Annotated in this window: 12 protein-coding genes; 7 read left to right on the forward strand and 5 right to left on the reverse strand. The window is 63.9% G+C overall.

What is annotated here, in order from left to right:
• Positions 1-78: 78 nt before the first annotated feature.
• From rraA to AC2T3R_RS08030, 6 genes are all read left to right on the forward strand, one after another.
• A complete protein-coding gene (gene rraA / locus AC2T3R_RS08005) occupies positions 79-570 on the forward strand; it encodes a ribonuclease E activity regulator RraA (protein ID WP_013971668.1) in 492 nt (163 codons plus the stop codon).
• Between the two features lie 27 nt (positions 571-597).
• The gene (locus AC2T3R_RS08010) at positions 598-1,593 is read left to right on the forward strand and encodes a zinc transporter ZntB (protein WP_013971669.1); all 996 of its coding nucleotides are present in this window, start codon (positions 598-600) and stop codon (positions 1,591-1,593) included.
• Positions 1,594-1,798: 205 nt separating this feature from the next.
• On the forward strand, positions 1,799-2,071 hold the full coding sequence (locus tag AC2T3R_RS08015; protein ID WP_004376140.1) for a hypothetical protein: 273 nt from the start codon (positions 1,799-1,801) through the stop codon (positions 2,069-2,071).
• 2 nt (positions 2,072-2,073) lie between these two features.
• Complete coding sequence (locus AC2T3R_RS08020) at positions 2,074-2,898, forward strand: mechanosensitive ion channel family protein (protein WP_004376138.1); 825 nt, start codon at positions 2,074-2,076, stop codon at positions 2,896-2,898.
• Positions 2,899-3,010: 112 nt separating this feature from the next.
• On the forward strand, positions 3,011-3,577 hold the full coding sequence (gene sigX / locus AC2T3R_RS08025) for an RNA polymerase sigma factor SigX (protein ID WP_003248665.1): 567 nt from the start codon (positions 3,011-3,013) through the stop codon (positions 3,575-3,577).
• A gap of 111 nt (positions 3,578-3,688) precedes the next feature.
• Positions 3,689-4,726 carry an OmpA family protein gene (locus AC2T3R_RS08030; RefSeq protein ID WP_004376136.1) on the forward strand — a complete coding sequence of 346 codons (1,038 nt, stop codon included), beginning with the start codon at positions 3,689-3,691 and terminating at the stop codon, positions 4,724-4,726.
• A gap of 182 nt (positions 4,727-4,908) precedes the next feature.
• Here the strand turns inward: AC2T3R_RS08030 and cobA are convergent, their stop codons facing one another.
• The 5 genes from cobA to AC2T3R_RS08055 all read right to left on the reverse strand — a co-directional run bounded on the left by cobA (position 4,909) and on the right by AC2T3R_RS08055 (position 10,679).
• The gene (cobA, locus tag AC2T3R_RS08035; RefSeq protein ID WP_410953319.1) at positions 4,909-5,649 is read right to left on the reverse strand and encodes a uroporphyrinogen-III C-methyltransferase; all 741 of its coding nucleotides are present in this window, start codon (positions 5,647-5,649) and stop codon (positions 4,909-4,911) included.
• A 27-nt stretch (positions 5,650-5,676) separates the two neighbouring features.
• Complete coding sequence (locus AC2T3R_RS08040) at positions 5,677-7,347, reverse strand: bifunctional protein-serine/threonine kinase/phosphatase (protein WP_486744903.1); 1,671 nt, start codon at positions 7,345-7,347, stop codon at positions 5,677-5,679.
• A 9-nt stretch (positions 7,348-7,356) separates the two neighbouring features.
• On the reverse strand, positions 7,357-8,568 hold the full coding sequence (locus AC2T3R_RS08045; RefSeq protein ID WP_013971672.1) for a nitrate/nitrite transporter: 1,212 nt from the start codon (positions 8,566-8,568) through the stop codon (positions 7,357-7,359).
• 308 nt (positions 8,569-8,876) lie between these two features.
• A complete protein-coding gene (locus AC2T3R_RS08050) occupies positions 8,877-9,452 on the reverse strand; it encodes an ANTAR domain-containing response regulator (RefSeq protein ID WP_013971673.1) in 576 nt (191 codons plus the stop codon).
• Between the two features lie 12 nt (positions 9,453-9,464).
• A complete protein-coding gene (locus tag AC2T3R_RS08055; protein ID WP_024086562.1) occupies positions 9,465-10,679 on the reverse strand; it encodes a CmpA/NrtA family ABC transporter substrate-binding protein in 1,215 nt (404 codons plus the stop codon).
• A gap of 280 nt (positions 10,680-10,959) precedes the next feature.
• Between AC2T3R_RS08055 and AC2T3R_RS08060 the strand changes: the two genes are divergently transcribed.
• Complete coding sequence (locus AC2T3R_RS08060) at positions 10,960-11,985, forward strand: quinone-dependent dihydroorotate dehydrogenase (RefSeq protein WP_024086563.1); 1,026 nt, start codon at positions 10,960-10,962, stop codon at positions 11,983-11,985.
• Positions 11,986-12,013 lie beyond the last annotated feature (28 nt).

Genomic DNA, 12,013 nt, shown 5'->3' on the forward strand with positions numbered 1-12,013 from the left:
GTCCCGGATGACTGCAATGGGCTCTACGGTGTAGCCTTGGCCGATATCCGCTTTCGTTGTGACTGACAGGAGCTTCCCATGCAGCATTACGTTACGCCCGACCTGTGTGATGCCTACCCGGACCTGGTGCAGGTGCTGGAACCGATGTTCAGCAATTTTGGTGGCCGCGATTCGTTCGGCGGCCAGATCGTCACCATCAAGTGCTTCGAAGACAACTCGCTGGTCAAGGAGCAGGTCGAGCTCGATGGCAAGGGCAAGGTCCTGGTCGTCGATGGTGGTGGCTCGCTGCGCCGCGCACTGCTCGGCGACATGCTCGCCGAGAAGGCTGCCAGGAACGGTTGGGAAGGCCTGGTGATCTACGGCTGCGTGCGTGACGTCGACGTGTTGATCCAGACCGACGTCGGCGTGCAGGCCCTGGCCAGCCACCCGATGAAGACCGACAAGCGCGGCATCGGCGACCTCAACGTGCCAGTGACCTTCGCCGGGGTGACCTTCCGCCCGGGCGAGTATGTGTATGCCGACAACAATGGCGTGCTGGTCTCGCCAAGCCCGTTGAAAATGCCTGAGTAAGGCGCCGCCCGCGCTGATGGAGCTTTGATGTTCGAGGAAGACAACGCGCAGTGGGGGCTGGTGCACGCCCTGGTGCTCGATGGCAAAGGTGGCGCGCGCTCGATTGCCCGTACCGAGCTGGACGACCTGCAGCTGCAACCCGAGCAAAGCCTGTGGCTGCACTGGGATCGCAGCCATCCGCAAACCCGCACCTGGCTGCTGCACGACAGCGGCCTGAGCGCGTTCGCCTGCGAGCTGCTGCTGGAAGAAAACACCCGGCCGCGCCTGCTGCCCATGGCCGATGAACAGTTGTTGCTGTTCCTGCGTGGGGTCAACCTCAACCCGGGTGCAGAGCCGGAAGACATGGTCTCGGTGCGTATCTTTGCCGAGGCGCAGCGGGTCATCTCGCTGCGCCTGCGGCCGTTGCGCGCCAGTGACGAGATTCTCCAGCAGCTCGAAGAGGGCAGGGGCCCGAAATCGGCTTCCGAGCTGTTGCTGCTGATGGGCGAACTGCTCACCGAAAAGGTTCAGGGTCTGGTCAGCGACCTGTCCGAACTGGCCGACATTGAAGAAGAAAAGGTTGAATCCGACGAACGGTATACCCCGGAGAACGGCAGCCTGCAGCAGATCCGCCGGCGTGCCGCCGGTCTGCGGCGTTTTCTTGCCCCGCAGCGGGAAATCTACGCCCAGTTGTCGCGCAGCAAATGGAGCTGGTTCGCCGATGCCGATGCCGATTACTGGAACGAGCTGAACAACAGCCTCATCCGCTACCTCGAAGAGCTGGAACTGACCCGCGAACGTGCCGCGCTGGTGCTGGAAAGCCAGGATCGCCGGCGTAGCGAGCGCATGAACCGCACCATGTACCGCTTCGGCATCATCACCTGCATCTTCCTGCCCATGAGCTTCATCACCGGGCTGCTGGGCATCAATGTCGGCGGCATCCCCGGGGCGGAAAACCCCTATGGTTTCCTGTTCGCCTGCATCGTCGTGCTGGGGCTGGCGGTGGGGCAGTGGTGGCTGTTTCGGCGGTTGCGGTGGGTATAGATGTCGATTGACCTGCTCTGGCCTCTTCGCGGGCACGCCCGCTCCCACAGGGACACCACAGCCTTCAGGTTCTGTGGGATCCCTGTGGGAGCGGGCGTGCCCGCGAAGAAGCCGACGCGCATTCATTTTGAAACACTCGTCCCAATGCGATGTGTGACCCATCGACCGGCCATCTCGTCTCTGACTGACACTGCGCGAGGTGCCCATGCACGATCCGTTTGAAGAATCCCTGCGCGACCTGCTCAAGGCGTCCCCCTCCGGCAATGACCGGGACGACCGGGACGACGCCGCTTGCCTGGGTCGCGTGCTGAAAACCGCCAACCGCCAGGTTGGCGCGGGCGATCTGTTCAGCCTGCTTGGCCGCTGGAGCCAGGCGCTGCTGATCGCCGTGAACAATGGCGCGGCGCATGTTGCGCCGGTGCGTCGACACTCTTCCCGCAACGCTGCCAACGGCAGCAAAGCAGATAAGGCCGATTGAATATGGAACTCGATCTCTGGACCCAGAGCCTGGTCACCGCCATGACTGCCCTTTGGACCAAGGTAGCGAACTTCATCCCCAACCTGTTCGGCGCGCTGGTCGTGGTGCTGCTCGGTTTCGTGGTGGCCAAGCTGCTCGACACGCTGCTGTCCAAACTGCTGGCCAAGTTCGGCCTGGACCGCCTGATGGCCGGCACCGGCCTGACCAAGATGCTCGGCCGGGTCGGCATCCAGGTACCCATCTCCACCCTGATCGGCAAGATCGTCTACTGGTTCGTGCTGCTCATCTTCCTGGTCTCGGCCGCAGAGTCGCTGGGCCTGGAGCGGGTTTCGGCAACCCTCGACATGCTTGCCCTTTACCTGCCGAAGGTGTTCGGCGCAGCCCTGGTGCTGCTGGCCGGCGTGCTGCTGGCCCAGGTGGCCAACGGCCTGGTACGCGGCGCTGCCGAAGGCATCGGCCTGGAATACTCGGCAGGCCTGGGCCGTATCACCCAAGGCCTGGTGATCATCATCAGCATCTCGGTGGCCATCAGCCAGCTGGAGGTGAAAACCGACCTGCTGAACCATGTGATCGTGATCGGGCTGATTACCGTTGGTCTGGCCGTTGCGTTGGCAATGGGCCTCGGTAGCCGCGAAATCGCCGGGCAGATCCTGGCCGGCATCTACGTGCGCGAACTTTATCAGGTGGGCCAGCAGGTGCGAATTGGAGAGGTCGAAGGGCACATCGAGGAAATCGGTACGGTCAAGACGACGCTGCTGACCGATGATGGCGAACTGGTGTCGCTGTCCAATCGCGAGTTGCTTGAGCAGCGAGTCAATAGCCGCTAACCGCACAAAGCTGTTAATGTATGCCGCCGCGAAAATCGACCCACGGGGTCGCGCGGCGACATTGACCTGACTGTCGGCCAGATCCGTTTTGAATAAAGTTCATTCGCCGCCCATGCGTTATGACCCCCGCGAGCTCACCGACGAAGAGTTGGTGGCGCGTTCGCATGAAGAGCTGTACCACGTTACCCGCGCCTATGAGGAGCTCATGCGGCGCTACCAACGGACCCTGTTCAACGTCTGTGCACGTTATCTGGGGAACGACCGTGACGCGGACGATGTCTGTCAGGAAGTCATGTTGAAAGTGCTGTACGGGCTGAAGAACTTCGAGGGTAAGTCCAAGTTCAAGACCTGGCTCTACAGCATCACCTACAACGAATGCATTACCCAGTACCGCAAGGAGCGCCGTAAACGTCGGCTGATGGATGCCTTGAGTCTGGACCCTGTCGAAGAGGCGTCCGAAGACAAGGCTCCGAAGCCGGAAGAAAAAGGCGGGCTGGACAAGTGGCTGGTGCATGTGAACCCGATTGACCGGGAAATCCTGGTGCTGCGTTTTGTCGCAGAGCTGGAATTTCAGGAAATTGCCGACATCATGCACATGGGCCTGAGCGCGACAAAAATGCGCTACAAGCGCGCGCTAGACAAGCTTCGGGAGAAATTTGCCGGCCTCGATGAAACTTAGTGGCGTGCAAATATCTCTAACGAACCGGCGAGTTCTGCTAGACTTGCCGTCGAGTTGTCCCCCTTGTTTGTGGTGGGACTGCTTAACTATCACCAGATGGGGATTTAACGGATGAAATTGAAAAACACCTTGGGCTTGGCCATTGGCTCGCTCGTCGCTGCTACTTCGTTCGGCGTTCTGGCTCAAGGCCAAGGCGCTGTGGAAATCGAAGGCAACGTTACCAAGCAGTACTACGACAGCGAACGTAACTTCAAGAACGACGGCACCAATCCTGGTGTTCGCCTGGGCTACTTCCTGACCGACGACGTTTCCCTGGACCTCGGCTACAACGAGACCCACAACGCTCGTGGTGAAGTCTTCAACAAAGACATCAAAGGTTCCAAGGCCAAGCTCGACGCTACCTACCACTTCGGTACCGTTGGCGACGCTCTGCGTCCGTACGTTTCCGCCGGTTTCGCTCACGAGAGCCTGGGCCAGGCCACTCGTAGCGGCCGCGACCACTCCACCTTCGCCAACGTTGGCGCTGGCGCCAAGTGGTACATCACCGACATGTTCTTCGCCCGTGCTGGCGTAGAAGCCATGTACAACATCGACAACGGCAACACCGAGTGGGGCCCGACCGTTGGTGTTGGTCTGAACTTCGGCGGTAGCCCGAAGCAAGCTGAAGTCGCTCCGGCCCCAGTTGCCGAAGTGTGCTCCGACTCCGACAACGACGGCGTTTGCGACAACGTCGACAAGTGCCCTGACACCCCGGCCAACGTTACCGTTGACGCTGATGGCTGCCCGGCTGTTGCCGAAGTCGTTCGCGTTGAGCTGGACGTCAAGTTCGACTTCGACAAGTCGGTCGTCAAGCCAAACAGCTACGGCGACATCAAGAACCTGGCTGACTTCATGAAGCAGTACCCACAGACCACCACTACCGTGGAAGGTCACACTGACTCCGTCGGCCCAGACGCTTACAACCAGAAGCTGTCCGAGCGTCGTGCCAACGCTGTCAAGCAGGTCCTGACCCAGCAGTACGGCGTAGAATCCAGCCGTGTTGATTCGGTTGGCTACGGCGAAACCCGTCCGGTTGCCGACAACGCCACCGAAGAAGGCCGCGCTGTCAACCGTCGCGTTGAAGCTCAGGTAGAAGCCCAGGCCAAGTAATTGGTTTGAAGCTTCATGAAAAACCCGGCCTCGGCCGGGTTTTTCTTTGCCTGGGATTTGTGTGGTGTGTGCCGACCCTTTCGCGGGCTTGCCCACTCCCACAGGTTCGTCGTATGTCGCAGGCTATGTGCAATCTCTGTGGGAGCGGGCAAGCCCGCGAAGGGGCCTTTACAGGCACTGCATTAACCTGCTATTGCCACCAATTCCTGAACCACCTGTTCCCCAACCACCTCCCCAATCACCAAAATCGCCGGGCTACGCAAGCCAAACCCCCGCGCATCCTCGACCATCCCCCGCACATCGCTCCTGCATTCCCGCTGCTGCGGCAACGAGGCATTCTCGATCATCGCCACCGGCGTCGCCGGTGCCATGCCCCCGTCCAGTAACCCTTGGCGCACCTGCTCCAGCCTGGCCACGCCCATGTACACCACCAGGGTCGTCCCGCCCTGGGCCAAGGCCGCCCAGTTCAGTTCGCTGTCGTCCTGGGTATGGGCCGTGACCAGCGTCACGCCACGGCTTACGCCACGTGAGGTCAGGGAAATACCGCATTGCGTGGCGCCGGCCAGCCCGGCGGTAATGCCATTGACCACTTCTACCTCGATACCATGCCCCTGCAACCACAGCGCCTCTTCACCGCCGCGGCCGAAGATGCACGGGTCGCCGCCCTTGAGCCGCACCACGCAGCGCCCTTGCCGCGCATGGCGCAGCATCAGGCGCTGGATGAATGCCTGCGGTGTGGAGCGGCAGCCGCCGCGCTTGCCCACGGCAATCACACGGGCCTGTGGGCAGTGCTCCAGCACTACCGGGTTGACCAGGTCGTCGATCATCACCACAGCGGCTTGCCGCAAGGCGCGTACAGCCTTGAGGGTAAGCAGCTCCGGATCACCAGGACCAGCACCAACTAGCCAGACTTTCGCATTCATCAGGGTTTCCTCATCGGCAAGGTGCGTTCAGCCCTTGAGCAGGGTGAGCAGCAAAATCAGGTTGAACAGCAAGGACAGCAGGGCCAGGGTGCGCCAGACCTTCAACGGTTCGCGCTCCAGCAACGGCCGTGGCCGGGTGGGCAGCTCCTGGCGGTCGCCACGTTCGAGCAGCAGCAACCAGTGTTCGGCGGTTTCGAAGCGCTGCGCCGGGTCGGCTGCCAGTGCCTGCTGCAGGTTGTGCTGCAGCCATTCCGGCAGGTCGGGGCGGTAGCGCGCGGCGTTGACCGGCTGGCCGAAGCGTGGGCGCTGGAAGGCCTCCACCTCGCCGTAGGGGTAATGCCCGGTCAGCAGGTGATACAACGTCACTCCCACGGCATATAGGTCCTGGCGTGGGCTGGGCGGTTGGCCGTCGAACGCTTCCGGGGCAATGTATGACGGTGTGCCCGGCAACTCGTGCAGCGGGTCTTCGGACAGCCCCGGGCAGTAGGCCAGGCCGAAGTCCAGCAGGCGCAGCTGGCCATCGCTGCCCAGGTGCAGGTTCTCTGGCTTGATGTCGCGGTGCAGCAGGTTGCGCCGGTGCAGTACGCCGACCGCCTGCAGCAGCTGCCGGGCCAGCTCCAGCCACTGCGGCATGGGTAGCGGGCCGTGCTCGGCCAGCAGCGCTGCCAGGCTCTGGCCGGGGTATTCGCGCATCACGTAGTACAGGTGCTGGCGCTGGCTGGCGGTGTGCAGCTCGGGAAAGTGCCGGCCAGCGACCCGGCGCAGGAACCATTCCTCCAGCAACAGCCCTTGCGCCGCGCCGGGCTCCTGCGCGCGCGCGGGTGGCAGTGTCTTCAGCAGCCAGGCTCGGCCCTGACTATCGCGCACCCGGTACAGCAGCGACTGGCGGCTTTGCGAAAGCAGCTTTTCGGCTTGCCAGCCATCGATTACCTGGCCTTCACGCAACGGGCCGGGCACCGGCCATTGCTGCAGTTGCGCCAGGGTGTCACCCAGGTTGGCAGTGCCCAATTGCTCGACCTGCACCAGCAAGGCACTGGCGTTGTCCTGGCTACCGTTCAGGTGCGCGCTGGCGACCAGGGTATCGACGGCCAGTTGCAGGTCGGGTTGCTCGCGCAGCACCGCCTGGATGTGCTGGTCGCCCAGGCTGGCCCATACGCCATCGCTCAACAACAGGAAGCTCTCGCCCGGCTGCAGCTCGCCTTCCAGGTAATCCACCAGCAAATGCTGGTCCAGGCCCAGCGCACGCTTCAGTACATGCTGCATGCCGGGCTGGTCCCATACGTGATCTTCGCTCAGGCATTGCAGGCGCCCGGCGTGCCAGCGGTACACGCGGCAGTCTCCCACGTGGGCCAGGGTAAAGCGTCGGCCGCGCAGCACCAGCGCGCTGAGGGTGGTCAGCAGTGGCTGGCCACTGCCTTGGGCGCGCAGCCAGCGGTTTTGCGCCAGCAGCAGGCGGTCCAGTGCCTGGGCCACGCTCCAGGTCGCGGGGGTGGCGTAATAGTCCAGGGCCAGCGCCTGCAGGCTGGCACGGGCTGCCAGGCCGCCATCGGCACATTGGCTGACGCCGTCGGCGAGGGCGAACAGGTAGCCTTTGCTGGCGGCCAGCTCCGGCGCCGGGGTAACCAGGCGCAGGGCGTCCTGGTTTTCCTCGCGCGGCCCGGTGGCGCTGGCCTGGGCAAAGTTCAGTTGCAGGCTCATGGCTGTGCCTCAGACCCGTGCCGCGGTAACCGCAGCCGAGCCCCAGGTGGTGCGCCAGCGCTGTTTCACGCCGTGCAGGCCGAACCAGGCCAGCAAGCCCAGGCTGGCGAACAGCCACAGCCCCAGTTGGTAGTCACCGGTGTGCTGCTTGATGGTGCCAAGCCCGGCGGCCAGCAGGAAGCCTCCGATGCCGCCGGCCATGCCGATCAGCCCGGTCATCACGCCGATCTCCTGGCGGAAGCGTTGCGGCACAAGCTGGAACACCGCGCCATTGCCGGCCCCCAGGCCGAGCATGGCGCTGACGAACAGGGCCAGTGCGGCGGCGGCGCTAGGCAGGTTGAAGCCGACTGCAGCGATGCAGATGGCCGCCACGCTGTACATGCCCAGCAGGGTGCGGATGCCGCCGAAGCGGTCGGCCAGGGCGCCGCCGAGCGGGCGCATCAGGCTGCCGGCGAACACGCAGGCAGCGGTGTAGTAGCCGGCGGTGACCGGGCTCAGGCCATACTGGTCGCTGAAATAGCCGGGCAGGGCGCTGGCCAGGCCGATGAAGCCGCCGAAGGTGACGCTGTAGAAGAACATGAACCACCAGCTGTCTCGGTCGCCCAGGGCCTTGAGGTAGTCGGCCATGGCTTTTGGCTTGGGCCGCTGCGGAGCATTGCGTGCCAGCAGGGCGAACACCAACAGGGCCAGCGACAGCGGGATCAGCGCGAAGCCGAACACGTTGTTCCAGCCAAAGCCCGCAGCCAGCGCGGGGGCCAGCAGGGCGGCGAACACTGTGCCGGAGTTGCCGGCACCTGCAATGCCCATGGCTTTGCCTTGGTGCTGTGGCGGGTACCATTGCGAGGCCAGCGGCAGTGACACAGCGAACGAAGCGCCGGCAAAGCCGAGGAACACGCCCAGCAGCAGCGCTTGTTCATAGCTGTGCACGCCCAGGTGCCAGGCAGCGGCGAGGGCGACGATGACCACCACTTGGCCGATCAGCCCCGCGGTCTTGGGTGACAGGCGGTCGACCAGCACGCCCATGGCGAAGCGCAGGATCGCCCCGGCCAGGATCGGCGTGGCCACCATCAGGCCCCGTTGTTGTGCACTCAGCTGCAGATCGGCGGCAATCTGCACCGCCAATGGGCCAAGCAGGTACCAGACCATGAAGCTGAGGTCGAAGTACAGGAACGCGGCGAACAGCGTGGGCACATGCCCGGATTTCCAGAAGCTGGTACTCATCGAACACCTCACTCGGCAATGCAACGGAACGAAAAAGACGCCGCTACCCGCTCCACGTGCGTGGAGGGGAGAGCGACGTCTTTGTCGGGATTAAGTGGGGCAACCGCCGTTGGCTACCGGTGATATTTGTTCAGCAAGAGATGGGCCAACTCTGAGAAGTTGCAGTCTCCTTGTAGGAGCGGCCTTGTGTCGCGATGGGCTGCGCAGCAGCCCCAGGATCTCAGCTTCGCGGCAGAGATTGCCGGGGCTGCTGCGCAGCCCATCGCGACACAAGGCCGCTCCTACAGGGGACCGCGTGAAGCAGGTTGCTAGCCCAGCATCTCGTGCATGGCAATGATCTGCTCGGCCACCTGGATCAGCTTCTGCTGCCGGCTCATGGCCTGGCGGCGCATCAGGGTGTAGGCCTGTTCTTCGTTGCAGTCCTTCATCTTCATCAGCAAACCCTTGGCCTGCTCGATGCGCTTGCGTTCAGCCAGTTGCTGGTCCCGTGCGAGCAGCTGCGCCTTCAGCGCCTGGTCACTTTCGAAGCGGGCCATGGCCACATCCAGGATCGGTTGCAGCCGCGCGGCATGGATGCCTTCGACGATGTAGGCGCTAACCCCCGCCTGGATCGCCTGGCGCATCACCCCAGGGTCGTGCTCGTCGGTGAACAGCACGATCGGTCGCGGCTGGTCACGGCTGACCAGGACCACCTGTTCCATCACATCGCGGTCCGGTGAGTCGGTATCGATAAGCACCACGTCCGGGCGCACCGTTTCGACGCAGGCGGGCAGGTCGATGGTCAGGCCTGGGGCTTCGATGACCTCGAAGCCGGCCTCGCTCAAGGCCGCCTTGAGGCGGCCGAGTTTGCTCTGGGTGTCGTCGATCAGCAGGATGCGCAACATGAATGGTCCCCCTCACGCGCCGACACGGGCATCGGGCAGGTCGCCCAGGGCATGCAGGCTGAAGCTGCGGGCATAGCCGTAGGGGTCGCTGCCGTCCCAGCGGCTGCCATCTATCAGCAGGCTGCTGCGCATCGGCTGCTCGGGGCAGGCCACGCCGAGGCTTTGGGCCGCCTCGCCATACAGTGCCAGTTGCTGGACCTGGCGCGCCACGCCGAGGTAGTCGGGGTCATCGCGCAGCAAGCCCCAGCGGCGGAACTGGGTCATGAACCACATGCCGTCGGACAGGTATGGCAGGTTGGCCCGGCCGTGATCGTGCAGGCGCAGGGCGTGCGGGTCTTGCCAGTGATTACCCAGGCCATCGTGGTAGCTGCCGAGCAGTCGCGGCTCGATACTTGCCAGCGGAGTGTCCAGGTAGGCGCTGCTGCTGAGCAGTTGCGCGGTGCTGCGGCGGTTTTCCGGACTTTGCTCGATGAAGCGGCTGGCGGCGAGTACCGCCTTGATCAGCGCGCGGGCGCTGTTGGGATATTGCTCGGCAAAGGCGCGGGCGCAGGCCAGGACCTTTTCCGGGTGGTCCGGCCAGATCGACTGGCTGGTGGCCAGGGTGAAGCCCTGGCCCGTGGCCACTGCATGGGCAGCCCAGGGTTCGCCCACGCAGAAACCGTCGATGCGCCCGGCCTGAATATGCGCAGCCATTTGCGCCGGTGGTACCACCACGCTGTCGACGTCGCGCAATGGGTGGATGCCCTGGCTGGCCAGCCAGTAATACAGCCACATGGCGTGGGTACCGGTGGGGAAGGTCTGGGCGAAGGTGAGGCGTGCGCCATGCTGGTGCACCAGGCGCGCCAGTGCTTCAGGGTTGGTCACGCCTTTGCGCTGCAGGGCCGGGGACAGGTTTATGGCCTGGGCGTTCTGGTTCAGCCCCATGAGCACGGCCATGGCGCTGGCCGGTACACCGCCGATGCCCAGGTGCACGGCGTACACCAGGCCATACAGGCAGTGCGCCGCATCCAGTTCGCCGCTGACCAGCTTGTCGCGCAGCCCGGCCCAGGAGCCCTGGCGCTTGAGGTTGAGGGTAAGGCCGTGCTGCTGGGCGAAGCCCTGGGTGGCGGCGACTACCACCGAGGCGCAGTCGGTCAGGGCCATGTAGCCGATGTTCAGGCTGGGCTTTTCCGGCGCGTCGCTGCCGTTGACCCAGGCCAGGGGCGTTGTTCGGGGTGCAGTGTTCACAAGGTTCCTCGCCCGTACTGATAAGGCTGTGGGCTTTTCCGGTGCAACCGATGTGCCATCTGGCAGCATCCCTGTGGAGCAACTGCCCTGTGCCGCCTGCATTGGCCTCATCGCCGGCAAGCCAGCTCCCACAGATACAGCACAGGTTTCAGCCCTTGTGTTGTACCTGTGGGAGCTGGCTTGCCGGCGATGGGCTGCGCAGCAGCCCCACGATTTGCTGTCATGCCGGCCCCACGCTGGCTATAATCGCCCCCTCATTCACCCCGAGCCTTGCCCGCCCATGTATACCCTGGCCCGCCAGCTGCTGTTCAAGCTTTCCCCGGAAACCTCCCACGACCTGTCCCTGGACCTGATCGGTGCCGGTGGCCGTCTCGGCCTCAACGGCATGCTGTGCAAGCAGCCGGCGGCTTTGCCGGTTACGGTCATGGGCTTGAACTTCGCCAACCCGGTGGGCCTGGCGGCCGGCCTGGACAAGAACGGTGCGGCCATCGACGGTTTCGCCCAGCTGGGCTTCGGCTTCGTCGAAATCGGCACCGTCACCCCGCGTCCACAGCCGGGCAACCCCAAGCCGCGGCTGTTCCGCCTGCCGGAGGCAACGGCCATCATCAACCGCATGGGCTTCAACAACCTGGGCGTTGATCACCTGCTCGGCCGGGTACGGGCTGCGCGTTACAACGGTGTGCTGGGCATCAACATCGGCAAGAATTTCGACACCCCGGTGGAGCGTGCCGTCGATGACTACCTGATCTGCCTGGACAAGGTGTACACCGAGGCCAGTTACATCACGGTCAACGTCAGTTCACCCAACACCCCGGGCCTGCGCAGCCTGCAGTTCGGCGATTCGCTCAAGCAACTGCTCGATGCCCTGGCCGTGCGCCGCGAGCAACTGGCCGGCACGCATGGCAAGCGCGTACCTCTGGCAATCAAGATTGCCCCGGACATGAGCGACGAAGAAACCGCCCTGGTGGCCGCCGCGTTGATGGAGTCGGGCATGGATGCGGTGATCGCCACCAACACCACGCTGGGGCGTGAAGGTGTCGAAGGCCTGCCGTACGGTGGCGAGGCGGGTGGCCTGTCGGGTGCGCCGGTGCTGGAGAAGAGCACCCATATCGTCAAGGTGCTGGCGGGCGAGCTGGGCGGCAAGCTGCCGATCATTGCCGCTGGCGGCATTACCGAAGGTCGCCATGCCGCCGAGAAGATCGCTGCCGGGGCGAGCCTGGTGCAGATCTACTCCGGCTTCATCTATAAAGGGCCGGCGCTGATTCGTGAGGCGGTGGACGCTATCGCGGCAATGCCACGGGTTTGATGGGCAATAAAAAAGGGCCCCATCAAGG

This window comes from Pseudomonas sp. PVC-5-1, assembly GCF_057444345.1.

Excerpts from the sequence above, each read along its gene's own strand:
- AC2T3R_RS08050 (WP_013971673.1), bottom strand. The coding sequence starts at position 9,452 with ATGTTGCGCATCCTGCTGATCGACGACACCCAGAGCAAACTCGGCCGC.
- AC2T3R_RS08020 (WP_004376138.1), top strand. The coding sequence starts at position 2,074 with ATGGAACTCGATCTCTGGACCCAGAGCCTGGTCACCGCCATGACTGCC.
- AC2T3R_RS08040 (WP_486744903.1), bottom strand. The coding sequence starts at position 7,347 with ATGAGCCTGCAACTGAACTTTGCCCAGGCCAGCGCCACCGGGCCGCGC.
- AC2T3R_RS08030 (WP_004376136.1), top strand. The coding sequence starts at position 3,689 with ATGAAATTGAAAAACACCTTGGGCTTGGCCATTGGCTCGCTCGTCGCT.
- rraA (WP_013971668.1), top strand. The coding sequence starts at position 79 with ATGCAGCATTACGTTACGCCCGACCTGTGTGATGCCTACCCGGACCTG.
- AC2T3R_RS08060 (WP_024086563.1), top strand. The coding sequence starts at position 10,960 with ATGTATACCCTGGCCCGCCAGCTGCTGTTCAAGCTTTCCCCGGAAACC.
- sigX (WP_003248665.1), top strand. The coding sequence starts at position 3,011 with ATGCGTTATGACCCCCGCGAGCTCACCGACGAAGAGTTGGTGGCGCGT.
- AC2T3R_RS08015 (WP_004376140.1), top strand. The coding sequence starts at position 1,799 with ATGCACGATCCGTTTGAAGAATCCCTGCGCGACCTGCTCAAGGCGTCC.
- cobA (WP_410953319.1), bottom strand. The coding sequence starts at position 5,649 with ATGAATGCGAAAGTCTGGCTAGTTGGTGCTGGTCCTGGTGATCCGGAG.
- AC2T3R_RS08045 (WP_013971672.1), bottom strand. The coding sequence starts at position 8,568 with ATGAGTACCAGCTTCTGGAAATCCGGGCATGTGCCCACGCTGTTCGCC.
- AC2T3R_RS08010 (WP_013971669.1), top strand. The coding sequence starts at position 598 with ATGTTCGAGGAAGACAACGCGCAGTGGGGGCTGGTGCACGCCCTGGTG.